Source organism: Tenacibaculum insulae, from assembly GCF_964512435.1.
GTDB lineage: Bacteria > Bacteroidota > Bacteroidia > Flavobacteriales > Flavobacteriaceae > Polaribacter > Polaribacter insulae_A.
On sequence record NZ_OZ208512.1, the window covers coordinates 1,634,406 to 1,660,233 of the forward strand.

General features: G+C 29.9%; 26 protein-coding genes. 9 read left to right on the plus strand and 17 right to left on the minus strand.

Going from position 1 to position 25,828, the window contains the following annotated elements; translation table 11 throughout:
• Positions 1 to 90: 90 nt before the first annotated feature.
• The 7 genes from rodA to ACN5J5_RS07595 all read right to left on the minus strand — a co-directional run bounded on the left by rodA (position 91) and on the right by ACN5J5_RS07595 (position 8,049).
• Positions 91 to 1,368, minus strand: a complete 1,278-nt coding sequence (gene rodA / locus ACN5J5_RS07565) for a rod shape-determining protein RodA (RefSeq protein ID WP_418644322.1) — start codon at positions 1,366 to 1,368, stop codon at positions 91 to 93.
• Positions 1,349 to 3,232, minus strand: coding sequence for a penicillin-binding protein 2 (gene mrdA, locus ACN5J5_RS07570; RefSeq protein WP_418644323.1), 1,884 nt, complete (start codon positions 3,230 to 3,232; stop codon positions 1,349 to 1,351). Before mrdA ends, rodA begins: the two co-directional genes overlap by 20 nt.
• Positions 3,233 to 3,275: 43 nt before the next feature.
• Positions 3,276 to 3,782: a rod shape-determining protein MreD gene (gene mreD, locus ACN5J5_RS07575; RefSeq protein ID WP_418644324.1), complete on the minus strand. Its 507-nt coding sequence runs from the start codon at positions 3,780 to 3,782 to the stop codon at positions 3,276 to 3,278.
• The gene (gene mreC, locus ACN5J5_RS07580; protein WP_418644325.1) at positions 3,775 to 4,596 is read right to left on the minus strand and encodes a rod shape-determining protein MreC; all 822 of its coding nucleotides are present in this window, start codon (positions 4,594 to 4,596) and stop codon (positions 3,775 to 3,777) included. Before mreC ends, mreD begins: the two co-directional genes overlap by 8 nt.
• Positions 4,597 to 4,613: 17 nt before the next feature.
• Positions 4,614 to 5,642 carry a rod shape-determining protein gene (locus ACN5J5_RS07585; protein WP_418644326.1) on the minus strand — a complete coding sequence of 343 codons (1,029 nt, stop codon included), beginning with the start codon at positions 5,640 to 5,642 and terminating at the stop codon, positions 4,614 to 4,616.
• Between the two features lie 81 nt (positions 5,643 to 5,723).
• Entirely contained in the window at positions 5,724 to 7,250 is a 1,527-nt protein-coding gene (purH, locus tag ACN5J5_RS07590) for a bifunctional phosphoribosylaminoimidazolecarboxamide formyltransferase/IMP cyclohydrolase (RefSeq protein WP_418644327.1), read from the minus strand.
• 346 nt (positions 7,251 to 7,596) lie between these two features.
• Positions 7,597 to 8,049 carry a GAF domain-containing protein gene (locus ACN5J5_RS07595; RefSeq protein WP_418644328.1) on the minus strand — a complete coding sequence of 151 codons (453 nt, stop codon included), beginning with the start codon at positions 8,047 to 8,049 and terminating at the stop codon, positions 7,597 to 7,599.
• A 114-nt stretch (positions 8,050 to 8,163) separates the two neighbouring features.
• Between ACN5J5_RS07595 and ACN5J5_RS07600 the strand changes: the two genes are divergently transcribed.
• The 3 genes from ACN5J5_RS07600 (at position 8,164) to ACN5J5_RS07610 (ending at position 11,244) form a co-directional block, all read left to right on the plus strand.
• Positions 8,164 to 8,568, plus strand: a complete 405-nt coding sequence (locus ACN5J5_RS07600) for an HYC_CC_PP family protein (RefSeq protein ID WP_418644329.1) — start codon at positions 8,164 to 8,166, stop codon at positions 8,566 to 8,568.
• A 131-nt stretch (positions 8,569 to 8,699) separates the two neighbouring features.
• Positions 8,700 to 10,871 carry a TonB-dependent receptor gene (locus ACN5J5_RS07605; RefSeq protein ID WP_418644330.1) on the plus strand — a complete coding sequence of 724 codons (2,172 nt, stop codon included), beginning with the start codon at positions 8,700 to 8,702 and terminating at the stop codon, positions 10,869 to 10,871.
• 1 nt (position 10,872) lies between these two features.
• Positions 10,873 to 11,244, plus strand: coding sequence for a heavy-metal-associated domain-containing protein (locus tag ACN5J5_RS07610; protein ID WP_418644331.1), 372 nt, complete (start codon positions 10,873 to 10,875; stop codon positions 11,242 to 11,244).
• A 34-nt stretch (positions 11,245 to 11,278) separates the two neighbouring features.
• On the opposite strand, the gene ACN5J5_RS07615 is transcribed toward ACN5J5_RS07610, so the two are convergent.
• Genes ACN5J5_RS07615 through ACN5J5_RS07645 form a run of 7 tightly spaced genes read right to left on the minus strand, consistent with a single transcriptional unit; the run spans position 11,279 to position 17,205 of the window.
• Positions 11,279 to 12,193 carry a pseudouridine synthase gene (locus tag ACN5J5_RS07615; protein WP_418644332.1) on the minus strand — a complete coding sequence of 305 codons (915 nt, stop codon included), beginning with the start codon at positions 12,191 to 12,193 and terminating at the stop codon, positions 11,279 to 11,281.
• A gap of 46 nt (positions 12,194 to 12,239) precedes the next feature.
• A complete protein-coding gene (locus tag ACN5J5_RS07620) occupies positions 12,240 to 13,157 on the minus strand; it encodes a geranylgeranylglycerol-phosphate geranylgeranyltransferase (RefSeq protein ID WP_418644333.1) in 918 nt (305 codons plus the stop codon).
• An 11-nt stretch (positions 13,158 to 13,168) separates the two neighbouring features.
• On the minus strand, positions 13,169 to 14,095 hold the full coding sequence (locus ACN5J5_RS07625) for a mevalonate kinase (RefSeq protein WP_418644334.1): 927 nt from the start codon (positions 14,093 to 14,095) through the stop codon (positions 13,169 to 13,171).
• Positions 14,096 to 14,145: 50 nt separating this feature from the next.
• Positions 14,146 to 14,640 (minus strand): toxin-antitoxin system YwqK family antitoxin, encoded by a 495-nt coding sequence (locus ACN5J5_RS07630; protein ID WP_418644335.1) that lies wholly within the window; start codon positions 14,638 to 14,640, stop codon positions 14,146 to 14,148.
• A 19-nt stretch (positions 14,641 to 14,659) separates the two neighbouring features.
• Entirely contained in the window at positions 14,660 to 15,739 is a 1,080-nt protein-coding gene (locus tag ACN5J5_RS07635) for a diphosphomevalonate/mevalonate 3,5-bisphosphate decarboxylase family protein (protein WP_418644336.1), read from the minus strand.
• A gap of 34 nt (positions 15,740 to 15,773) precedes the next feature.
• On the minus strand, positions 15,774 to 16,484 hold the full coding sequence (locus ACN5J5_RS07640) for a LytR/AlgR family response regulator transcription factor (protein WP_418644337.1): 711 nt from the start codon (positions 16,482 to 16,484) through the stop codon (positions 15,774 to 15,776).
• A complete protein-coding gene (locus tag ACN5J5_RS07645; RefSeq protein ID WP_418644338.1) occupies positions 16,477 to 17,205 on the minus strand; it encodes a sensor histidine kinase in 729 nt (242 codons plus the stop codon). The genes ACN5J5_RS07640 and ACN5J5_RS07645 overlap by 8 nt, the downstream gene beginning before the upstream one ends.
• A gap of 522 nt (positions 17,206 to 17,727) precedes the next feature.
• On the opposite strand from ACN5J5_RS07645, the gene ACN5J5_RS07650 reads away from it, so the two are divergent.
• From ACN5J5_RS07650 to ACN5J5_RS07670, 5 genes are all read left to right on the plus strand, one after another.
• Positions 17,728 to 18,063: a hypothetical protein gene (locus tag ACN5J5_RS07650; RefSeq protein WP_260584920.1), complete on the plus strand. Its 336-nt coding sequence runs from the start codon at positions 17,728 to 17,730 to the stop codon at positions 18,061 to 18,063.
• Positions 18,064 to 18,152: 89 nt separating this feature from the next.
• Positions 18,153 to 18,386 (plus strand): hypothetical protein, encoded by a 234-nt coding sequence (locus ACN5J5_RS07655; RefSeq protein WP_418644339.1) that lies wholly within the window; start codon positions 18,153 to 18,155, stop codon positions 18,384 to 18,386.
• 21 nt (positions 18,387 to 18,407) lie between these two features.
• Positions 18,408 to 18,692: a hypothetical protein gene (locus tag ACN5J5_RS07660; protein ID WP_418644340.1), complete on the plus strand. Its 285-nt coding sequence runs from the start codon at positions 18,408 to 18,410 to the stop codon at positions 18,690 to 18,692.
• Positions 18,693 to 18,741: 49 nt separating this feature from the next.
• On the plus strand, positions 18,742 to 19,362 hold the full coding sequence (locus ACN5J5_RS07665) for a hypothetical protein (RefSeq protein ID WP_418644341.1): 621 nt from the start codon (positions 18,742 to 18,744) through the stop codon (positions 19,360 to 19,362).
• Positions 19,363 to 19,469: 107 nt separating this feature from the next.
• The gene (locus ACN5J5_RS07670) at positions 19,470 to 19,916 is read left to right on the plus strand and encodes a KTSC domain-containing protein (RefSeq protein WP_418644342.1); all 447 of its coding nucleotides are present in this window, start codon (positions 19,470 to 19,472) and stop codon (positions 19,914 to 19,916) included.
• An 83-nt stretch (positions 19,917 to 19,999) separates the two neighbouring features.
• Here ACN5J5_RS07670 and ACN5J5_RS07675 read toward each other — a convergent pair whose 3' ends face one another.
• The 3 genes from ACN5J5_RS07675 to ACN5J5_RS07685 form a co-directional block, all read right to left on the minus strand.
• The gene (locus ACN5J5_RS07675; protein ID WP_418644343.1) at positions 20,000 to 21,208 is read right to left on the minus strand and encodes an NAD(P)/FAD-dependent oxidoreductase; all 1,209 of its coding nucleotides are present in this window, start codon (positions 21,206 to 21,208) and stop codon (positions 20,000 to 20,002) included.
• A 127-nt stretch (positions 21,209 to 21,335) separates the two neighbouring features.
• Positions 21,336 to 22,265, minus strand: coding sequence for a GYDIA family GHMP kinase (locus tag ACN5J5_RS07680; RefSeq protein WP_418644344.1), 930 nt, complete (start codon positions 22,263 to 22,265; stop codon positions 21,336 to 21,338).
• Between the two features lie 2 nt (positions 22,266 to 22,267).
• The gene (locus ACN5J5_RS07685; RefSeq protein ID WP_418644345.1) at positions 22,268 to 23,539 is read right to left on the minus strand and encodes a hydroxymethylglutaryl-CoA reductase, degradative; all 1,272 of its coding nucleotides are present in this window, start codon (positions 23,537 to 23,539) and stop codon (positions 22,268 to 22,270) included.
• Between the two features lie 142 nt (positions 23,540 to 23,681).
• On the opposite strand from ACN5J5_RS07685, the gene ACN5J5_RS07690 reads away from it, so the two are divergent.
• On the plus strand, positions 23,682 to 25,826 hold the full coding sequence (locus ACN5J5_RS07690) for a S9 family peptidase (protein ID WP_418644346.1): 2,145 nt from the start codon (positions 23,682 to 23,684) through the stop codon (positions 25,824 to 25,826).
• Positions 25,827 to 25,828: the final 2 nt, after the last annotated feature.

The following is a 25,828-nucleotide window of genomic DNA, read 5'->3' on the forward strand; positions in this document are numbered from 1 at the left end:
TACAATGTTTTAAATAAAAAAAGCTTCGATTTTATCGAAGCTTTTTTTATGCTTATATGTGAACAAATATTTTTGTTTAGGTATTTGTTTTTACCAATCATATTTTTTGTGAGCATCTAATCGTATAAAAATGAATAGAAGCAAAGTGAATCCCCATAAAGAAGAGCCTCCGTAACTAAAAAAAGGCAACGGAATTCCGATGGTAGGTAATAAGCCTATAACCATGCCTATATTAACTATTACATGAAAGAAAATGATTGAGGCAATGCTGTAACCATAAATCCTTCCAAATTTGTTGGTGTGAGTTTCTGACAGGTAAATTATTCTATATAGTAAAATCATAAATAGAATAATTACTAAAGAACTCCCTAAAAAGCCCCATTCTTCTCCTACAGTACTATATATGTAATCAGTTTCTTGTTCGGGCACAAATTTACCCTGCGTTCTATCACCTTGTAAAAACCCTTTTCCTAAAAGTCCGCCAGAACTTATTGTTAGTTCTGATTGGTATGTGTTGTATCCTTTGTTTTTAAGGTCGGTAGTTTTGCCTAAAAGAATGTCAAATCTATCTTTTTGATGTTGTTCTAAGATGTTTTCATAGGTGTAGCCAATACCAAAAATAAATAAAGAAGTAAATAAGTAAGCACTTATTATTTTGATGGCGTTAAAACGGAAAAACCGTTTGTTTTTATAAAAACCATATAAGACGATTAAAGTGATAATTAGTAAGCAAATTGAAAGAATAGATAAGGCTCCAAAAGAAATGGTTAGTATAAATAAAATGATTGATAAAAATCCAAATAAGAAATAACCAATACTTAGTCCTTCTCTATTTAAAACAAAAAAGAAAGCAAAATAGATTAATACAGAACCCATATCAGGTTGTAAGGCGATGAAAAAGGCTGGTAAAAATATTACAATAAATGTTTTTATTTGATTTTTTATTAGCTTCAAATTATATTGTCGATCACTCATTAATTTGGCGAGAGCAAGTGCTGTAAATGCTTTTACAAATTCTGAGGGCTGTAAACTAATACTTCCAAAATTATACCAAGAGGTTGCTCCGTTAATTTTTTTACCAAATACTAAAACACCTGCAAGAATTACCAGTGCTATAATATATAGCACACTGGCAAATTGTTCGTAAAACTTTGAATTTAAAAAAAGAACTAGAATAATAACAGGAATAGCAAGCGATATAAAGATTAATTGTTTCCCGTATTTTGTTGAAAAAACGAAAGCTTCTCTGGTTTCATCAGTAGATGAAGACGCATAAATATTCATCCATCCAAAACCTACCAACAAAATGTATAGTAAGACTAGTACCCAATCAATGCCTTCAAAAATATTATTTCGTTCCTGTCGCAAGTGTATCTTTCTTTTTAATTAATTTATCATATTCTTTTTGAAGGTTCATGTTTATCATGCGCTCTTCAAGATGTTTGTTAGTTACAGAGCCTTTAATATATTTTTCTATCATTAAGCTTGTTATTGGAGCAGCTATTGTTGATCCGTATCCTCCATTTTCAATATAAACCGCCATGGCAATTTGCGGATTTTCTTTTGGTGCAAATGCAATTAATATTGAGTGATCTTGTGCTTGTACTTTTTCTCCATCAATAATTTTAATTTTATTTTCTGCTGTTCCTGTTTTTCCACAAATATCTATGTCTTTTATTTGATACCATCTGGCTGTTCCGTAAGTAAAAACTTCGTGCATAGCCTCTATAGCCACAGGAAAATGTTTAGGGTTTATAGTTGTATTTCTACGAGTTGAATATGTTGAATCTACGACTGTTTTATTATTGATTTTTTTTACGATATGCGGTGTGTAAAAGTAGCCTCTGTTTGCTATGGCAGCTGTCATATTTGCAAGTTGCATTGGTGTGGTAAGTATTTCGCCCTGACCAATAGCGTTAGAAATTGTATAGGTAGATCTCCACCTGTTTTTATACCATCTGTTGTAAAATTCAGCATCCGGAATCATTCCTTTTCTACCAGCAGGTAAATCATAACCTAAATAATTACCAAGGCCAAAACTTTCTACATGTTTGTTCCAGTTTTTCATTCCCTCTTTAGGATCACCAGACTTATCGATTATTTTTTTATAAGTTGTTGCAAAATAGCTATTGCACGACTTTGCAATTGCCGTTTTTAAGCGAATAGGTCTACCGATAATACCACAATGACATCCCATAAACTCGTTTTTTCGAGCTCCGTATTTGTACCCATGATGGCAATAAACACCAAATTTTTCGTCTATTACTTCTTCCTGTAAGCCAATTAAGCCGTTAAGAATTTTAAAAGGTGACCCAGGAGGATACATGGCTTGTAAACCACGATCAAAAGTAGGCATGTTAATGGTGTCGTTAAAAAGTTTCCTAGAATTGGGCGATCTTTTTCGTCCTACTAATAAATTAGGGTCGTATGAAGGAGCGGTAATAAGTGCTAAAATTTCACCTGTTTTTGGTTCAATAGCAACAATACCACCTCTTTTTCCTTTCATAAGAAGCTCACCATACTGTTGTAATTCACTATCAATCGTTAAGGTAATGTCTTTACCAGCAACAGCAAGAGTGTCATACTTTCCGTCTTTGTAAGATCCGGTAATTTTGTTTAAATTATTTCTTTTAAGTCTCTTTTTTCCTTTAATACCTCTAAGAATTCCTTCGTATTGCTTTTCTACACCCAGCTTACCAATTAATTCTCCTTGTTCGTAGTAGTTGTTTGTTCTTGCTTTTTGTTCATTTACTTCAGCAATAAAACCTAAAATATTAGCAGATGACTTTACAGGGTAATCTCTAATAATACGTTTTTGAATATAAAAACCCTTGTATTTGGGTAGCTTTTCTTGTAGGTAAGCAAAATCTTCTTTTGCTAATTGTTTTAAAAATACAGAAGGAAGCCAGCGAGCATATCTTTTGGCTTTGTTAAATCTTTTGATAAAACTTTTTTTATCTATTTTTAAAAGAGCACAAAATTCTAAAGTGTCTAAAGGAGTAACATCTTTCGGAACAACCATTACATCATATGACAGTTGGTTGGCAACAAGTAATTTTCCATTACGGTCGTAAATATAACCTCTCTCTGGGTAGTCGTACTCAATTTTAATGGCAGAGCTTTGAATAGGGTTCAAATTACCGCCACGAATAACTTGTAGTTGAAATAATCTAAAAATATAAATGATTCCAACAAGAGCAATTAAAAAAATAAGTAAGAAGCTTCTTTTCATTTATTATTTTAAATGTTTATTAGTTTTAGTTTGTTGTTTATAACTATGTTAGTTTTTTTCTGAAGATAAAGCTACCTAAAAAATACAATATTAAAGTGAATATACTTGAGTAAATTGTGTTAGTAAGAACTTTTGGAAAGTTATAAAAGCTAAAATTAATGAAACTAAATAAAATGAAGTGATGGATGAGTGTTAAAATTACAGTATAATTAAAAACTTTACCAAAAGTTTCGAGCCTTAAATTAAATAACAGGTAATCTGGTTCGTTTTTTTTGAAAATAGTTCTGATAAAAAAAAGTCTGATATAAGCTATGAATAATGTTGCAAAAGCATGCATTCCGCCTGAATCAGAGAAAGCATCAACAGATAATCCTAATAGAAACGCTAAAAAAAGAAAAGGAAATCGATTTGTATTTAATGGATATAAAAAAATAAAAATGATATATAAGTATGGATTTATATAGCCTAAAAATAGAATGTTGTTAAGTACTAATACTTGTAAAAGTAATAGGGAAATGAATAAAAATATGATGTAAACCGTTTTATTCATTCTTGTTTTCTACTTTTTTAATTTCGTTTTTGTTCAGATTTGTAATAACGTAAACGTGTCCGATATTAGACATGTCGTTAAACAATGTTACATTGATGGTATTTGATGCAGATAATTTTTTAGGAATTTGACTCACAAATCCAACAGGTATTCCTTTAGGGAATATTGTGGATTTACCTCCTGTAATAACGGTGTCTCCAATTTTAAAAATTGCCTGACGTGGTATGTCTGTTAATTGAACAGTATTGTAATCTGCGCCATCCCATTTTAAGGTACCGTAATAATTATTGTTTTTAAAACCAGCATTAATTCTACTTTTAGAGTTTAAAATAGATTGAACTCTTGAAAAATTAGGGCTCACATTATCTGTAATTCCAATAATTCCTTTACTATTCGTTACAGCCATTTCATTAGTAACACCTTGTTTTGATCCTCTATTAATAGTAATAAAATTATTTGCTTTACTATAAGAGTTGTTGGTGATTTTTCCGTTGATAAATAAAAATCGTTGATTGTATTCAGACGGATGAATTGCTGTTTTTACGGTGTCAATTACAGCGTATAGTAATTCTAATTTATTTTTAAGAAGTGTGTTTTCTTCAGAAAGCAGTTTGTTGCTGTTTTTTAAACTTAAATACTCTGTAAATTCTGAAGCTTTTTCATAAATGCCTCCAGTAACAAAATTACTAGAACTAATAACTTTACTTTTATGAAAAGAATTATTATTAATGATTAATGCAACAGCTATAATTTCGAGAAAAAGGAAAAACAAAAATGTTTTATACCTCTGAAAGAAATAAATTAGCTGTTGCATAAATAATCATTAAAAAGTTATTTGATTAATACAGATTTGTATTTTTCAAGGTTTTTTAATGCAATACCCGTTCCTCTTACAACTGCTCGTAAAGGATCTTCTGCAACATAAACAGGTAAATCTGTTTTTCTAGACAAACGTTTGTCTAAACCTCTAAGCATAGAACCTCCACCAGCTAAATAAATACCAGTGTTGTATATATCGGCAGCCAATTCAGGCGGAGTTTTAGATAATGTATCCATAACAGCATCCTCAATACGTAAGATTGATTTGTCTAAAGCTTTTGCAATTTCTCTATAAGAAACCTGTACTTGTTTAGGTTTACCACTTAATAAATCACGACCTTGAACCATCATATCTTCTGGCGGATTTTCTAAATCTTCAGTAGCCGATCCTATTTGTATTTTTATTTTTTCAGCAGTAGTTTCACCTACGTATAAGTTGTGTTGCGTACGCATATAATACATAATATCGCTCGTAAATAAATCTCCTGCAACTTTTACAGATTGATCACAAACAATACCTGCTAATGCAATTACAGCAATTTCTGTTGTACCACCACCTATATCAATAATCATATTTCCTTTAGGTTCCATAATATCAACACCAACACCAATAGCTGCTGCCATTGGTTCGAAAATTAAATAAATTTCTTTGGCATTCATATGACGTCCAGAGTCAATAACGGCACGTTTTTCTACCTCTGTAATTCCTGATGGAATACAAATAACCATTCGTAATGAAGGCGGAAAAAGTTTCTTTTTTATGGCCGGAATTTGCTTTACAAATTCTTTAATCATTTCTTCTGATGCCTGAAAATCTGCAATAACACCATCTTTTAACGGACGAATGGTTTTGATGTTTTCGTGAGTTTTTCCTTGCATTCTATTCGCTTCATGACCTGTGGCAATAATTTTACCAGTTAATCTGTTACGTGCTACAATAGAAGGATTGTCTATGACAACTTTACCATTGTGGATTATCAGTGTATTGGCTGTACCTAAATCGACAGCAATATCTTCCGTCATAAAATCGAAAAATCCCATATAAAGTCCGTTGTTTTTCTTGTTTTTAATGTATTCTCACAAATCTAATAAAAATATGCGGGTATTTTACATCGAATTTAATTAATGTTTAAAATGTCTTGTTCCAGTAAAAACCATCGAAACATTGTGCTTGTTACAATAATCGATACTTAATTGATCTTTGATTGATCCTCCTGGTTGAATTACACTTTGTATTCCTACATTATGTGCTATTTCTACACAATCAGGAAAAGGAAAAAAGGCATCACTTGCCATAACTGCTCCGTTTAAATCAAAATTAAAGCTATTTGCTTTTTCAATTGCTTGTTTTAAAGCATCAACTCTACTTGTTTGTCCGGTTCCGCCAGCTAATAACTGCTTATTTTTAACTAAAATAATTGTATTAGACTTTGTGTTTTTACACAATTTAGAAGCAAATAATAAATCTGCTATTTCACCTTCGGTTGGATTTTTCTCTGTCGGATAACTTAAGTGCTCTAATTGATCAGTAATATTATCTTTATCTTGTATTAACACACCATTTAAAGCAGTTCTAACAGTTTGTGTAGGTAATTTTACTTCTTTCTGAATTAATAAAACTCTATTCTTTTTACCTTTTAATATTTCTAAGGCATCAGCATCGTATGAAGGAGCGATTACGACCTCACAAAATAATTTATGAATTTCTTCAGCTGTTGCTTTATCAATTTTAGTGTTAGAAATTAAAACTCCACCAAAAGCAGATGTAGGATCACCAGCTAATGCATCTACATAAGCAGTGTAAATAGTTTCTCTTTGCGCAAAACCACAAGCATTATTGTGTTTTAAAATGGCAAAAGTAGGAGCCTCTCCTTTAAACTCGTTTATTAAATTTATGGCAGCATCAACATCTAAAAGATTGTTGTAGCTTAATTCTTTACCATGTAATTTATCAAACATTGCATCTAAATCACCAAAGAAATAACCTTTTTGATGTGGGTTTTCTCCATATCTTAATGTTTTAGATGTGGTTTCGCTTGCTTTGTAAACAACTTCATCTTCATTAAAATAATTAAAAATAGCAGTGTCGTAATGAGAAGAAACGTTAAAAGCTTTTGAAGCTAGCTTTTTTCTGTCGCTAATCGTTGTATTTCCGTTGTTTTCGGTAATAAGATTTAAAAAACCTTCATATTGTTCCATAGAAGAAACAATAATAGTGTCTTTAAAGTTTTTTGCAGCAGCACGAATTAATGAAATTCCTCCGATATCAATTTTTTCAATAATATCTTGTTCTGGTGCTCCAGAAGCTACTGTTTTTTCAAAAGGATATAAATCTACGATTACTAAATCTAGTTGCGGAATATTATATTCTTGCATTTCAGCAACGTCTCCTTCATGATCTTGACGATTTAAAATACCTCCAAAAACTTTTGGATGTAATGTTTTAACGCGACCTCCTAAAATAGAAGGATATGAAGTTACGTCTTCAACTGGTACTACATTAATACCTAATTCTTTAATAAAGTTTTCGGTACCTCCTGTAGAGTAAATAGTGACTCCTAATTCGTCTAGTTTTTTTACAATAGGTGCTAATCCGTCTTTGTGAAATACAGAAATTAGGGCAGATTTAATAGTTTTTGTGTTATTCATTGTTGTTGAGTTGTTAAGCTTACAAAGCTACTAAAACCCTAAAGGTTACACAATACTTATTTTGGTTTCTGTATAAAAGAAAACACCAGCAAAACTAGGTTAGTTTTGCTGGTGTTTTTACATGAAAAATGTAATGTGTTATTCTGCGTTTTCTAAGAAATCGCGAAACCATATTGTAAATCTTTCTAGTAAAGTTTGTTGCGCTTTTGTACGAGCGTTAGTGTTGCCTAACGCAGCGTAAGAGGGATATTCTTTGGTACTCATAATTTAGGGGATTATGTAAGGGTTAATATAATTACCCAAATAAAAGAAAAAAAATCCTAATAATCAAACGTTTACGTGAAAATTATATAAAAACGGCTACTTTTTTACAAACATACTCTAATAAAGCCTCGTCATTAGGTGTAAATGGGTTAACTGTGTGAGAGTCAATGTCAATTTGCCCAATATTTTCATTATTAACAAAAATAGGAATTACAATTTCAGATTTTACTTTCCATCCACAAGAAATATAGTTGTCTTGGTCTTGTACATCTTGCACAACAAAGTTTTCATTGCTAACTGCTACCTGACCACAAATTCCTTTACCAAAAGGAATAATTGTATGATCGGTAGGTTCGCCATTAAATTGCGCTAATTTTAGCTCTTCCTTATCTCCGTTTTTAAAATAAAAACCTACCCAATCGTAATATGAAATTTCCGAAGCTAAATAATCACATATTTGCTGTAATTTATCTTCTTTGGTCGTGTTGCTTGTAGCAATAGTGTCTATATTATTTTTTAATTCTATCAAGTTCATAGTTAATGAGTTTTATTCGAGTACCTTATATAAGGTAAAATTAAGAACATGCAAAAATAGATTTAAGAATTGTTTTAAAAAACAATTTTTTAATTTTTTGTATATTTGCAGTCCATGAAACTACTGTTTTCTAAAATAGCAACGATATCATTAGCATTTTTAGTGCTTTTTTCTACATTTTCTTTTACGGTAGAAAAGCACTTTTGTGGCGATTTTTTAGTTGATGTCTCTTATTTAGGAGAGGATGCTGCATGTAATGAAGGAGAAAATGATATTTGTATTATAAAGAATGAGAGTTGTTGTAAAGACGAGGTTCAGCAAATAGATGGACAGGAGGAAATGCAAAAAGCTTCTTCAAAGAAAATAAGTTTTCATCAAGCAAAATTATATGTAGCTTTTTATGCTTCTTACAAATTGTTATTTCAAAATATTGAAAAACAATTTATTTCTTACAAAAATTATTCGTCACCTCATTTAATTTTTAACCTTCAGGTACTTCACGAAACTTTTACCATTTGATTTTACAATTCTTTTTATTAATAAGAATTGTAGAACATAATATGGTATAAATAATGAAAATAAATATATTCAGTATATTATTACTGATGTCTTCCATGGTCTTTTCTCAGCAAGAGTTTAAAGGTATGGTTATGGATAAAAACGGCCCTAAAGATAACTTAGGAATTTACGGAGCAAGTGTTTATTGGTTAAACACTAATACAGGAGTTACTACCAACGAAAAAGGGTGGTTTACTATTCCGTATAAAAAAGAGCATAAAAAATTAGTGATTAGTTTTGTTGGTTATAAAACAGATACAATTACCGTAAACTCTTTAAAACCAATTCACCATTTTTTAACAGAAAGTAATACGTTAACAGAAGTTACTGTTAAATCAAAAAAGAGTGCAACTCAAAAATCGTATTTAGAAGCTCAAAATGTGATGACAATTAATAGTGCCGAATTATTAAAGGCAGCTTGTTGTAATTTAGCCGAAAGCTTTGAAACAAACCCGTCAATTGATGTTAATTTTTCTGATGCTTTAACAGGTACAAAACAAATACAAATGCTAGGTTTAACAAGTCCTTATTTGTTAATTACGCAAGAAAACATTCCTTCTATTAGAGGCGCATCTCAAGCATTTGGGTTGTCATTTACACCAGGAACTTGGGTAGAGAGTATTCAAATAACCAAAGGAGCAGGTAGTGTTGTAAATGGTTATGAAAGCATTTCTGGGCAAATAAATGCCGAATTAGTAAAGCCTTATACAAACCATAGAGTTTTTGTAAATGCTTATGGATCTGCAGGAGGAAGGTTAGAATTAAATACTCATTTTAATAAAAAAGTATCAGATAAATGGCAAACAGGACTTTATATTCATGGGAATTATAGAGGCGAAAAGTTTGATAAAAATGATGATAATTTTATTGATAATCCACTAGCGGAGCAAATTAATATTATGAATCGCTGGCAATTTATTGATGCTGAAAAAGGTTGGGTGAGTTTTATTAATTTTAGATATTTAGATGATAAAAAACAAGTTGGTGATGTTAATTTTAATCCAGATTTAGATAAAGGTTCAACTACCATTTGGGGTAGTGAAATTAAAACTTCTCGATTTGATACTTCAGCAAAAGTGGGTTATGTTTTTCCTGATTTGCCATTTCAAAGTATGGGATTGCAGGCAGCTTACAGTAATCATAAGCAAGATTCGTATTTTGGTTTAAGAGATTATAATATTCAGCATCAAAGTTTTTTTAGTAGCTTTATTTTCAATTCGATAATCGGTGATACAAGAAGTAAATTTAAAACCGGACTTAGTTTTACTTTTGATAAATATGATGAGCTAGTTAAAGTAACAACTGCTCAAAATTTTGATCGTAAAGAAAATTCGGTTGGTGCTTTTTTTGAATATGCATATGATAACTCAGAAGATTTAAGTATTACCGCCGGTTTAAGAGTTGATGCTCATAATTTATTAGGAACTTTTATAACTCCTCGCTTGCATATTCGTTATACAGCTTGGGAAAAAGGAGTTTTTAGAGCTTCGGTAGGAAGAGGGAAAAGAAGTGCTAATATTTTTGCTGAAAATCAACAGTTTTTTGCTTCATCAAGACAAATAAATATTGATAATGTTGGAGGTGAAATTTATGGTTTAAATCCAGAAATTGCATGGAACTATGGTTTTTCTTTTTTACAAGGTTATAAGTTATTTGGCAAAAAAGGAGATGTTACTTTTGATTTTTATTTAACTGATTTTAAAAATCAAGTAGTAGTAGATTGGGAAAATCCGCAGGAAATATCATTTTATAATTTAAACGGAAAAAGTGTTGCAAATAGTTTTCAGTTAGAGGTAAATCAAAATATAATTCCGTTTTTTAACACTCGTTTTTCGTATAAATATTACGATGTAAATACTGATTATAAATCAGGTAATTTTGATAAAGCATTGCAAGCAAAACATCGTTTTTTTGCAAACGTATCGTACGAAACATCAAAAAAAGAAAATGATGCGTATTGGAAATTTGATGTCACCTATAATTGGATAGGTAAACAGCGATTGCCAAATACACAGTTAAACCCAACCCAATACCAGTTACCAAAACATTCAGAAAGTTATAACTTATTAAATGCACAGGTAACAAAAGTATTTTCTAAAAAGTTTGAAGTTTATGCAGGCGCAGAAAATATTACAAATTATAAACAAAAAAATCCGATATTAGGAGCAGATAATCCATTTGGTTCAAGTTTTGATACCACAATTATATACGCTCCAGTATTTGGAAGTAATTTTTACACAGGATTAAGATTTAAAATAGATTAAGATGAAAAAAATAGTATTAGTAATAGTAGTTTTATTGATGAGCGTGTCTGTATCGGCACAAAAAAAGAACAAAAACGCCAAAGTATCTATGGATGTAGATGGTGTTTGTAAAATGTGTAAAAGTCGTATTGAAAAAGCGGCTTTAAACTGTAAAGGTGTTAAATATGCACAATGGAACGTACAAACACACGAACTAAAATTAATTGTTGATGAGCGTAAAACTGATGTTAAAACGATTCAGCAAAATATAGCAAATGTAGGTCATGATACAAAGGCTGTAAAAGCTCCAAAAGAGGCGTATGATAATTTACACGAATGTTGTAAATACAGAGACGAGGTGATACAAGAAGATCATAAGAAAGAAAAGAAGTAAACAAAAAATCCCGAGTTTAAAACTCGGGATTTTTTTATAACATTTGTAAATTATTTACTTCCTGACTGGTTAATTCACGCCATCTACCACGAGGTAAATTACGTTTTGTCATACCTGCAAATACTACACGATCTAATTTTGTAACGGTATATCCGAAGTGTTCGAAAATTTTACGTACAATTCTATTTCTACCAGAATGTATTTCAATTCCAACTTCAGTTTTACGTTCACCTTCTACATAAGAAACAGCATCAATAAATACTTTTTTTCCTTCAATAATTACTTCACCACGTAATTTATCTAAATCGGCTAAAGATAATTTTTTATCTAAAGAGGCGTGGTATAATTTACGAACATTGTGTTTTGGGTGTGTTAACTTTTTAGCTAACTCACCATCATTTGTAAATAATAGCAAACCTGTAGTGTTTCTATCCAGTCTTCCAACAGGGTAAATACGCTCTTTGGTAGCATTTGCAATAATTTCCATTACAGTTTTACGTCCACGGTCATCTTCCATGGTGGTAATGTAATTTTTTGGTTTATTTAATATGATATAACGCTTTTGTTCTATCGAAATTAATGTTCCGTCAAAACGAACTTCATCAGTAGGTTGCACTTTGTAGCCCATTTGAGTCATTAATTTTCCATTTACAGAAACACTTCCATGTTCTATGTAAGTATCGGCTTCTCTACGTGAACAAATTCCAGAATTTGAAATATATTTATTTAAACGAATCCCTGTAGTTTCTTCAGTGTTTTTTTGAACAGGCTTACTAGGTTGAGATTTTTTAAAATCTCTTTTAAATTGTTTTTTGTTATCAGAAGCGCTAGTTGCAAATCTTTTTTTATCTGATGGATTATTGTTTCTGTCAGATTTAAATGATTTTTTTTCTTGAGGATTGCTGCTTTTACCAGCTTGTCGTCCTCTCGACGAGTTTTTTGAATTCATAATTGTATTTTAAAAAGGGTGCAAAGGTATGGTAATTATTTGATTTTTAATCTAAAACAGTTACTACTTTGTCTAAAATTAAGGACTTATCAATAAAAAGTAAACTAAATACTCCAATTAATAATAATACTTTTAAAATGTTGTGTAATAATCGATATTGATTTGTTTTATTGGCTTTCCAAGTATAAAAACCAATAAAAAATAAAGTAAATGCGGCTAAGTAAAAATAATATTTCATGTATTCAATTGCAGGGTAATTGAATAAAATACCAATTGGAATTAACGTTAAAATCATTAATAAAATGATTAATTTTTTGGTGTTTTTTTCACCGTATTTAACAGGAAAAGTATTGTAGTTATTAATAATAGCTCCTTTTATGTTTTCTAGTTTTTTAATTAATTCACGAATCATTATAATTAAAAAAAGAAAAATAGCATGTACAAAAATTACTTTCGAAAAATTTTTATAGTGTACAAAAACTACAAAAAAAGGAAGTATTGTTAAAGTGGTAACGCTAATTAAACCAACAAAAGGGTGTTTTTTTAATTTATGAGAATAAAACCAAATACCAAATATGTAAATAGCAAAGAAAAAAGCCGCTCTCATAGAAACTAACCATCCAAAACCAAAGCCGATAAAGTTTAGTAAAAAGTATAAAGAAAGTTTTGTTTCTTGTTTAATATATGAATCTATGCCTGATTTTATTGGGCGATTAATCTTGTCAGATTTTTTGTCATAAAAATTATTGATAATATATCCTGCAGCTACAGTTGCTACAGTTGCTATTACTAGGTACAGTAAATGCCAATCAAAAAGTATGGGTTTTACAGATTTTTGTTCTGAGAAAATAAAAATAGCAGCCAAATATTGAGCTGCTATTAATACTAATATGTTGTAGCCTCTAATAACTGATAAAAGACTAAATATTTTTTTAACTAATGTATTCGGTTTTAATTTACGCATTATAGCATTGCTTAAAATCTATATACGAGCTCTAATTTATAATCTTTTAAACTTGTTTTGGCTTTTTCATAATCTTCAGTAAAACCTAAAATATAACCACCTCCGCCAGAACCGCAAAGTTTTAAGTAATATTCGTTAGTTTGAATTCCTTTTTCCCAGATTTTATGAAATGGAGCAGGAATCATTGGTTTGAAATTTGTTAAAACAACTTTTGATAATTTTTTTACGTTACCAAACAATGATTTTATATTTCCGTGTAAAAAATCATCAATACAAGCATCGGTATGTAAAGAAAATTCTTCGCTTATCATTTTTCTAAAACCTTCGTTTTTCATCTTATTCATAAAGATGTTTACCATAGGTTCGGTTTCGCCAATTTGCTCAGAATCTAATAAGAAAACAGCTCCTTTTCCTTCTTTTTGAGATGGAATACCAGCAGGTTCAATATTTTCTTTTGAGTTGATTAAAATGGGTAAACTTAAATAAGAGTTTAAAGGATCTAAACCAGAGCTTTTTCCATGGAAAAAAGATTCCATTAATGAAAAAACCTGTTTTAAAATTAATAATTTATCGCGTGTTAAGTTTTCTAAAACGGTAATTTTATTGTTGGCATATTTATCATAAATAGAAGCAACTAAAGCACCAGAGCTTCCCACTCCATAACCTTGCGGAATAGAAGAATCAAAGTACATACCGTTATCAATATCATTTTTAAAAGAAACTAAATCGAAAGTAACAATATTAGAATTTAAGTTTTCTAAGTAATTAAAAAAACTAGCTAAGTTGGTGTTCGATTTTTTTGCTTCGCCTGTTAAATTACTGGCAGATTTTAAAACACCTTTATAAGAGTTAAAAGGAATTGCCAACCCTTTAGAGTCTTTTATAATTCCGTATTCTCCAAAGAGTAATATTTTTGCGTAAAATAAAGGTCCTTTCATAGCTTGTTAATTATTGAACAAAAGTACAAGTAAAAGTGCTAGTTTACAAACTAGTATACGTTTTTGTAAAAAGTTTTCCAAATACCTACTTTTTCGTTGTCGCGGTATTTTCCTTTCGTTTCTATTTTTCCGTTTTTATAAAAGGTTTTCCATACACCTTGTCTTTTACCATCAGTATATTTTCCTTGCTCTTTTAGTTCGCCAGTTTCGTGAAATATTCTAAGAACTCCGTTTAATTTCCCTTTAGTATAGTTTGCTTTATGATAAGGTTTACCGTTTGCATGATAATAAGTTACCAAACCTTCAAAAAATTCTTGATCTGGTATTTTATTTGTGCTGTAACCTTCCATTTGAATTTGCCCACTTTTAAAGTAATCTACAATCCAAAACCCGTTTTTTATTTTTTTAGGTTCCGGTCTATAATATTCATGATTTTCTTTAGAGGTTTCATGCCAGTTTTTATCAAACCAAACAGTGTCTTGAGCATTTACAGTTGTAGATATAAACCCAATAAAAAATACGATTAATAATGTTGAATTTTTCATAAAATTGAAGGCTTTAAGGTTACGAGGGTTTTGCACCAAAACCCACACTATCACAAATATACTGATTTTTTTGGCAGTAAATGGCTAATGTGTTTTTAATAAAGTGTTCAATATCAGCTTTTTCTGAGTTTGGATATAAAACATGTACGTTAGCTCCTGCATCAAGCGTAAAGCAAATATTACTGTTGTTTTCGGTTCTATATTCCCAAATTTTATTAATGACTTCTAAAGTATTTGGTTTCATTAAAATAAAATACGGGTTACTTGTAAGCATCATTGCATGCAACGTTAAAGCTTCACTTTCAACCAAGTTGATAAACTCTTTTATATCTCCGTTTTGAAGAATTTTAGATAATTTGGCTAAGTTTTCGTTGGCTTGTTTAAAACGCTGTTCTGCATACGGATGATTGTACATTAAATTATGCCCTACGGTTGATGAAACTTGCTTTTCTCCTTTGTCAACTAAAAGAATGGTGTCACAATAATTTTCGAAAATAGGGTGAATTTCATTAGGGAATTTCACTCCAAATAAATCAGAACTTCCTTCTATTTCGGGGTGTTTTCCCCAAACAACTAAAGGGCCTTCAATACTTCGGCTAGCACTACCAGAACCTAAACGTGCTAAAAAAGAAGCTTTTTGATTTATGTATTTTGAGGTGATATTTGAATTTAATTCTTTTTCTAGATTTAATAAACACATGGCAATGGCACTCATTCCGCTTGCGGAAGAAGCTATTCCGCTACTGTGAGGAAAAGAATTTGTTGAAGAAATTACCATTTTATAATCTAAAATATATGGACAATATTCTTTAATTCTGTCAAAAAACTGAGCGATTTTTGGTTTAAAATCATCTTTCTTTTTTCCTTCAAAAAACAATTCGAACTCAATATTTTCGGAATTAGATTTTTTTTCAAAATCTATAGTCGTAATCGTATGACAATTATTAAGTGTAAAACTAATAGAGGCGTTTTTAGGAATTTGCGGATTGCTTTTTCCCCAATATTTTACCAAGGCAATATTGCTTGGTGTTTGCCAAGTATAAGATGCTTTTGTGATTACTTTTTCTGATTTTTTTGAAATAAATTGTGCTGTATTCAAAGGTCTAAATTTTGCTGTAAAGATAAAATTTAGACTACACTTGTGCTAATTTTTGTAAAACGGATTCTTTGTAGCTTCTGCTTATCGGAATTGCTTTTTTGTTAACTTCAATAAATTCGTTTGTATAAGAACTTATTTTTTGAATAGAAATAATATAAGATCGATGAATTCGTAAAAATTGATTAATAGGTAGTTTAGATAATAAATTACTCATAGTTTCTCGAGTAACAATAGTTGCGTCATCAGTAAAAATTTTTAAATAATCACCTAAACTTTCTATGTATAGAATATTGTTGAGGTTTATTTTTATCATTTTTCTATCAGCTCTAACAAACATAAAATCATTAGTAGTTTCTTTTATTATTTCTTCTTTATTTTTAGTAATTTGTATATCAAATATTTTTTGTGTTGCTTGTAAAAAACGATCAAAAGCAATAGGTTTTAATAAGTAATCTACTACGTTTAAATTAAATCCGTCAACGGCATAATCTCTATAAGCGGTTATAAAAATAATTTTTGATTTTTTATTGATGATTTTAGCCAAACTCAAGCCATTTATTTCGGGCATATTAATGTCTAAAAAAAATAAATCAACTTCGTTAGTTTGTGTAAAAATAATTGCTTCAGAGGCATTTTTACAGGTTTTTATTAGGTTTAAGTTTGGTGTTCTTTTTATATAAGTTGCTATAATTTCTCTTGCGATAGGTTCGTCATCAACAATAACACAACGGAGTATATTAGCCATTTTTTAAGGAGATTTTTAATTGAACAGTAAATAAATTTTCATTTCGAGCAATGTTTAGTTGGTATTTATTGTTGTACAACATATTTAATCTTTTTCTAATATTATCTAACCCAATCCCCTTTTTTAAGGTTGAATTATTTTTTGTTGAATTATTAATCTCAAAAAACAAGAAATCATTCGTGGTTTTTAGATAGATGTTGATTTTTAAAACATTGTTAATTTGTGAACCATGCTTAAATGCATTTTCTACAAAAGGTAATAATAACATTGGTGCAATTTGGATGTTTTTTAAATCGGTTTCTTTGGTGAAATTGATACTTAAACTTTCTTGAAAGCGCATTTTTTCTAGCGAAATATAATTTTCAATATGACTAATTTCATCTTCGAAAAAAACTAAAGGCTTGTCTACTTGATACAGAATATAATCTAATAAATTGGAGAGTTTTAAAATCATTTCAGGAGCATCATCTGATTTTTTTAAAGCAAAACCATACAAAGTATTTAAAGTGTTGAATAAAAAATGCGGATGAATTTGCATTTTTAAGAATTTTAATTCTTGTTCTTTTAATTGTAGTTGCGTTGCTAAGAATTTGTTTTCTATATCTTTTTTATCTTCTGTAGATTTGTGATTGTGTTTTAATATTTTGAAGCTCGTAAACAATACTATTGTTAAAATAACACAAACAAATATTACATAGGTGTTTTTTGTTAAATCGGGCATTTGTTTATATTCTAGATTGAAAAAGAACATAAATCCAAAAAGCACAGTTACTAAAACACTAAAAAGTATAAAAATTATTAGATAGCTTACGTAAAGAGAGAATTTCCAATATTTCTCTAATATTAAAAACTCTGGAATTAATTTATAACCTATAACATATGAGCCACTTATTGCGATTGCAGAGAGTGTTATTGAAAAGTAAAGTAAAAAATTAATATTTGCGGAGCCAATACTAAAAAAAGAATAAAAGAAAAAATATACAATAAGCCAAAAAAATAGGTGCAATATCGTTTTTTTTAAAAGACACTGAATTTTTTCTTTCATTTTACAAATGAACATTTTTTTTACTAATAAAAAAATAATAAGCGATTAATTGCATCTTTAGTGAGTTGTTTTACATAATTTAGTGTTTAAGCGCTATTCTTGTTATCTATGTACTTAAATTGTCGATCTATCTATTTAAATAAAAAGAATTATAAGTTGAATATACTTTTACCATAAAATAACTTAAAATATAATATTATGAGATTTATTACAGATGGCGCTTTAGAATTTAGAATACCATTGTTAATTTTACTAATACTGGTAGTGTTTTTTATTTTTAAAGGAATTAAAAACAACACAGATAAAAACTCAAACTTAATAAAAGAGATTAGTTTGTTTGCTTTGTTTTTTGGAGTTTTATGTTTTGTTATTGGTTGGATAGAAGCACTTGGGGTTATGGAAAGAGCAAATGAAATAGCTCCACAAGTTTTGGCTGGAGGTATGAAGTATAGTTTATTAGAGCCAACTTTTGGTTTGGTAATTTTTTTAATAGGAAGATTAGGACTTATAGGTTTAGCAATTAAGAAAAAGTAAATAGCAAAATTCTTAAAGTCAGTTAGTTTATTTAAATACTCATTTCAATTATAGAAATGAGTATTTTTGCATTTATAAAAAGTATAGTAATGAGCAGAAAAATAAAATTAATTTGGGATTTTAAAGGTCCGGACGGATTCGCAACTGCAAAGCATCATTGTGTTCATTTAAAAGAGTTTGCACAAATAGATAGTTTGCCTTTTGATGAGGTAAACCATAAAGAAATAAACCCAATGCATACTATTGCTTTTATTATTGTTGATGAAAGTAATATGAAAACTTTTAGAGACGCTTTAAAGCCTCATAGAGGAGAATTAGCTTAATTAAACTAAAAAAATAGAATTATGTTTTTAATAAATGCCTTAGCAAAACCAAAAAAATCTTCTGAACATTATGATGAAGTTTTAGGTGCCTACGTAAGTTTGTATATCGATTATAAAGATATTGAAGGAGCACTTAGATTAGCCAAATTTTACATAAAAGAAGAAGGTTGGAAAGTTACCGAAATAGAAAAAGAATATTTTACACTAGATACGGTTGAAGATGTTGATGAAGATCAAAAAGAATTTTATAAAGAAGCAGTAGCATACGGTTACACAATTGTTTTTAACTGTTATGAAGAAGAGTAACAATTAAAAAAGTGAATAAAATAGCCTATCTTTCAGTAAAATTATTTTTATGAAAAATAGGCTTCTTTTTTTTACTGCATTTTTTCTTTGTTTTTCGGCTTTTACGCAACATAAATTTGCTACTTATACAGCGCACAAATCAATTACTGAAGCTATTCGGATAAATAACGAATTGATAACAGGAAGAACTTCTTTTTTCGAAAAACAATCCGAAGAAAAACCTTTAATGTTTAAAAGTACAAAAGTAAAAATTGCTGAATTTAATAGATTGTCTAACAATGTATCAAAATACATAGAAAAACTACAAAAAGAAGTAAATGTAGAGCAAGTTTTATACGATATGTTAACAGATGATTTTTATAAAAACATTATGTTTAATGATGGTAAAAACTTATCCTATAAAGGAGCAAAGCTTAAAATAAAAATAGATAGTTTATATAACCATTCGGTTAAGATTAACGTGCATAAATTATCTCAGTTAGAGAATTTTTATAAAGGTAATTTTAAAACAAATGAAGTTTTTTATGATTTTGATGAAAACGAGCTAGATTATTTTCAATATCGATTTTACGATAAATCTAATTACGGAATTATGATGGCCATGAATTGTTTGCTTTTAGATGTAAAAACCTTTCAATTATTATACTACGGTACAGTGATGAGTTATTAAATAATTGCTTGTTTTTAAAAAACACAAAAACTTGTTAAAATAAAATAGCTTTAGTGCTCATATTCAGATAATTTAACTAATTTCGCGGGCTAAATTATTTCATACAAATGAAACGTATAAAAGAATATAAAAAGCTTTTTAATGTAGAGGGAGCTATCGACTTAAAAGAGTTGAAAAAAACTTACCGAGGATTGGTAAAAGAATGGCATCCAGATAAATTTCAAGATGAAGAAAAAAGACTAGAGGCAGAAGACGTAAGTACCAAAATTATTGATGGTTATCATTTTTTAGTTAGTATTGCACCTGCTACCAAAGAAGCAAATTTAGAAGCATACCACACTACAATTACCGAGTTTAAAGTAGCCGATTATCAGCACAAAAGTATGTTGTTAGAGGTAACTTTTACTGATGGAAATACGTATGAATATTTTGGCGTAAGCAAAAAAATATTTTTAAAATTTATAAATGCAAAGTCTATTAATAACTTCGGAAAAAGAAATATATTCAATTCTTTTACTTATAGAAAGTCGATGAAGGCAATGGCTACAGCTTAATAAAAAGTACTAGCAGTTTTGTTAGTTTTATAAAAAAGCATCTTTCAATAATTTATTGAAAGATGCTTTTTTTTGTAAAAAATTTATTCAGCAATGCTTTTCGCACAAATAAATCCGCCTGTCCAAGCATTTTGAAAATTAAATCCACCAGTAACAGCATCAATATTTAAAACTTCACCTACAAAAAAGAGATTTTTATGTTTTTTACTTTCAAAACGCTTAAAGTTTATTTCTTTTAAATCTACTCCTCCAGCAGTTACAAATTCATCTTTAAAAGTGGTTCGTCCATTTGCGTTAAACAAACCTTTAGTTAATTGAGTGGCTAAATTATTAAGTTGTTTATTGCTTAAATCTCCCCAATTTTGAGTTGTTTTTATTTCTGCGGCTGCCACAAAACGTTCCCATAAACGACGAGGAATATCTGTAAAAGGAGATTTTAAGTGAACTTGTTTTCTTGCTTGCGAGTTTTTTAGTTCGGTTAGTTCTTCTATAACACTATCAAAATCTTGTCCTAGCCAGTTTACAATAACATTGTATTGATAATTTTTATCGGCTAAAATTCGTGCTCCGAAGGCAGAGAGTTTTAAAATTGCAGGTCCGCTTAATCCCCAATGTGTAATTAACAAAGGTCCAAAGTTTTCTAAATTGGTTCCTGCTAATTTTACTTCAGCATTAGGTACTGATATTCCGCCTAAATCAATAATTCGTTTATCCTTTATATTAAAAGTAAATAAAGAAGGTACAGGTTCAATAATAGAGTGATTTAATGTTTTACACAAATCCCAAACTTTCTTAGAACTACCAGCGGCAATTACTACATAATCGGTTTCAAATTGTTGTTTTTTTGTGTTGATAATCCATTTGTTTTCTTGTTGATAAACTGAATTTACACCATGGTTTGTTAACACTTTAATATTGAGGTTATCAACAGCGTTTTGAAAACAATCGATAATTGCTTGTGAGGTATTTGCTTCAGGAAACACACGATTATCACTTTCAATTTTTAAAGGAATTCCTCTTTCGTCAAACCACTCAAAAGTATCACCAGTCATAAACTGATGAAAAGGACCTAAAAGCTCTTTTTCTCCTCTCGGATAAAACTTTACCAATTCTTTTGGTTCAAAACAAGCATGGGTAACATTACAACGACCTCCTCCAGAAATTTTTACTTTCTGTAACACCTCTTTTCCTTTTTCAAGAATCGTAATATCTAAATCAGGATTATTTTCTTTAGCATTTATCGCTGTAAAAAAACCTGCTGCACCACCACCAATTATAATTACTTTTTTCATTTATAAAGAAACCTCTCGAGAACTGCGTTCGCTACTTTCTATCAAAATGTTTTTGATTTCAGTAATGCTCGAGGAGACATTTTAAAATTAACTTGTCAGGTCGAGCGCAGTCGAAACCTGTTTTTATTTACAAAACCATTTTTTTATAAGGCACAATTGTATCGTATCCTTTTTGTTTAAAGTAGGTTTTGGTATCGTCATTTCCTGTAGCTAATACAAAATCGCCACCCCACGCACCTAAGCTTTTTACTTCCCCGAAATAATCAGGAAATAATCGTTTTTTTACAGGAGTTTGTTTAATAATTGTGCTAATTAATTGTTCGTGTTCAATGATTATTTCACCTAAGTTTTTAGAAGTATCCGCAGTTAAAAATTTTTGAGTTAGCGAATCTACATCCGTAATTAATGCTTTTGCTTCATTTTTATGTTGTTTGTAATGCGCAATTCCTTCTCTGCTATTTTGTTTTTGATTTAAATACACAAAAAATAAATCATCTTTAAAATTAGGGTCAAATTTCACCTCGGTTACAATAGGTTGTTTTTCTTTTAATTGATATAAAATAGGGGAGTTGTTACTTGCGCAAGCAATGTCGTAACCGCTACCAGAAAAGGCATTCCATAATAAAGTAAACGGATTTACATTTGCCCAATTAGCAATGTTGTTTATTAAAGTAGATGAGCTGCCAAGTCCCCAGTTTTGTGGAAAAGTTAAGTTTGTTTTTACAATACATCCATTATCAACATTTAAAAAATTAGGGTTTAATTTTTTAGCTTCTTGTAAAATATCACGTAAGGTTTCAGCAATAAATTCGGCACTTCCTTCTTTATCAGTATTAAAGGTTGCAGAGGTTAAGCGCAAATTAGGTACATCAAAAGTAGCTTCAAACCAACATTCGCCTGTATTGGTAAAACTTCCCCAAATAAGTTGAGGTTCTTTAATAGACTCAACAATTAAATCTTGACCAAATTTAGTAGGAACGGCTAAAGAAGTTGCGCCATCAAGCACCACATATTCGCCAGTTAATAATAATTTTCCGTTGCTGTACAATCTATCCAAAATTATTTTCTTAATTCGTTAAATTTAGCAACAACAGCACTATGTGAAACGGTTTTGTTTTCAAAAAAAAGTGTTATTTCTTCTTTTTCTTTAACAGTAGCTTCTAGTTGATTTAAAATGTTTTGTAAGTGCATTTTCATGTGTCCATGCTGAATTCCCTTGGTTGTTAAAGCACGTAAAGCTGCAAAATTTTGAGCCAATCCTGCGGTAGCAATAATTTCCATTAATTGGCTGGCAGATGGTTTTTGCATCATATCTAATGATAATTTTGCCATCGGATGTAACGCTGTTAATCCGCCAACAGTACCTAATGCTAATGGAATTTCAATCCAAAATTTAAAAATACCTTCTTTTATTTCGCAATGTGTTAAACTTTTGTAATGTCCGTCTTTAGATGCGTAGGCATGTGCACCGGCTTCAATAGCTCTAAAATCATTTCCGGTAGCTAAAACAACGGCATCAATTCCGTTCATAATTCCTTTATTGTGTGTAACTGCTCGGTAAGGTTCTATTTCGGCAATCTGTACAGCTTGATGAAATTTTTGTGCAAATTTTTGTGGATTTTCACCGCCTAAATCTTCAATTTTACAACTCACTTCTGATTTAACCACACAATCTGTAACGTAGTTAGAAAGGATGCTCATTACAATTTCAATATCATCACGCCTAAATGTTTTGGCGATAACTTCTAAACACGAATTGATAAAATTAGCGCCCATACTATCCTTCGTTTCGAAAGTAACATGAAGTTGGTAATAATTGGCAAGTTTATCGGTTTTATCAACAAGTTGAATATCTAAAATACCACCACCACGCTTTTCCATGTTTTTGGTAATAGAAGCTGTAGCGTTGTATAAAGCTTGTTTTTGTTGTTTAAAATAGTTTTCTAATTCCTCTTTATTACCTTGATACATAAAATGTACTTGACCAATTTTGGTGGTAGCAATAACTTTGGTTTTAAAACCACCACGAGTACTCCAGTATTTGGCTACTAAAGAAGCAGCAGCAACAACCGAGCTTTCTTCAACAACCATTGGTATCACATAATCGCGTCCGTTTATAATAAAATTAGGAGCGATACCATATGGCATGTAAAAATTAGAAATGGTATTTTCTATAAAATCGTCATGTAGTTGTTGTAATTTATCATCTACATTCCAATATTTTTTAAGTGTTTGTATAATTTCAGGTTGATTATCAAAGTAGGTTTTCGACAGCCAATCTATTTTTTCTTCTTTGGTAAGTTTAGAAAATCCAGTAATAATTTTAGACATTCTTAGTAAAATTTAGGTGGCTCAAAGATAAATGAATCCTGTTAAAATCGCATTCTTATTTAGGATTTATAGTTTTTTTGACTCGTTTTTTGGTGATTTTTCCGTAAACTTGGCAAAATTTTTAGACAAATAGCAGCATAACATGAAGAAAATAGTACTACTTTTTATAGGAATATCTACCTTATTACAAGCGCAAAAAAAAGATATTTCTTTAGAAGATATATGGAAAAAAGGCACGTTTAGAGCCGATTACATGAATTCATTAAATTCAATGAATGGAGATTATTATTCATTGTTAAATTATAATAATGGAACTTCATCTGTAGATAAATATGATTATAAAACTTTAGAAAAAGTTGCAACAATTGTTGATAGTAAAGATTTAAAAGGCTTAAAAGCGTTTAGATCGTACAGTTTTAATAATGATGAAACGAAATTAATTTTAGGAACAAATTTTAAACCAATATTTCGTCGCTCTTTTTTAGGTACATTTTATATGTATGATATCGCGACAAAATCATTAAAATTAATTGGAACCGATATTCAACAACCTACTTTTTCGCCTGATAGTAAAAAGGTAGCTTATGCTAAAGATAATGATTTATATGTTAGAGATTTTTTTAACAATACACTAGTGCAAATTACAAGTGACGGAGAAAAAAATAAAATTATTAACGGTATTACCGATTGGGTATACGAAGAAGAGTTTGGTTTTGTAAAAGCTTTTGAGTGGAGTGCAGATGGTAATAATCTTGCTTTTTTACGTTTTGATGAAAGTGCTGTAAAAACATTTTCTATGGATGTATATGGTAAAGAAAAATACCCAACACAACAAGTATTTAAATATCCTAAGGCCGGAGAAAAAAATGCAAAAGTAACATTACACATCTATTCATTAAAAACAAACGGAACTGCTAAAGTTATTTTTGGTGATTATGAATATATACCAAGAATTAACTGGACAAAAGATGATAATATTTTATCTGTACGTACTTTAAATCGTCATCAAAATGATTTAAAAATGTATTTTATTAAAGCTGATACATATAATGCTACATTAATTTTAAACGAAAAAGATGCTGCTTATGTTGATGTAACTGATGATTTAACTTTTTTAAATGATAATAGCTTTATTTGGACAAGCGAAAAAGATGGCTTTAATCATATTTATCATTACAATAATAAAGGAACGTTAATTAATCAAGTAACAAAAGGTAATTGGGAGGTGACTTCTTATTATGGTTTTGATGCTGATAAAAAAACAATTTATTATCAATCGGTAGAAAACGGATCAATCAATCGTGGAGTTTATAGTATTTCTTTATCAGGAGAAAATAAAAAAATAATAAGTAATCCTTCAGGAACAAACAATGCATCGTTTAGTAAAAACAGGCATTATTTTATCAATACTTTTTCTGATGCAAATACACCAACAGTATATTCTTTAAGAGATAGTTCTGGTAAAGTATTAAAAGTAATAAAAGACAATGCGGCTTTAAAAGCAGTCGTAGCAGGATATAATTTAAGTAAAAAAGAGTTTTCTACAATTAACGTTAACGGAAACGACTTAAATATGTACACCATTAAACCTGCTAATTTTAATGCAAGTAAAAAATACCCAGTATTAATGTATCAATACTCAGGGCCTGGATCACAAAATGTAAAAAATAGTTGGAACGGGGCTAACGATTACTGGCATCAAATGTTAGCGCAAAGCGGATATATTGTTGTATGTGTTGATGGTAGAGGAACAGGTTTTAAAGGTAGAGACTTTAAAAAAGTTACGTACATGAATTTGGTAAAACACGAAACAGAAGATCAAATATCAGTAGCTAAAAAATTAGCAGCATTACCTTATGTTGATGCTAAAAGAATTGGTATTTGGGGATGGTCATTTGGTGGTCATATGAGTACCAATTGTTTGTTAAAAGGAAACGATGTTTTCTCTGCAGCAATAGCTGTTGCACCAGTTACAACTTGGCGTTTTTATGATTCTATTTATACTGAACGTTATATGAGAACTCCAGAAGAAAATCCTGCTGGATATGATGATAATTCACCATTAAATTATCCTGAATTATTAAAAGGAAAATACTTGTTAATTCATGGTACGGGAGATGATAATGTGCATGTACAAAATGCTTACCGTATGGCAGAAGCATTAATACAAGCAAATAAGCAATTTGAATGGGGAATGTATCCTGATAGAAATCACGGAATATACGGAGGTAATACTCGTTTACATTTATATACTAAAATGACAAATTTTATTAAAAATAATTTATAAAA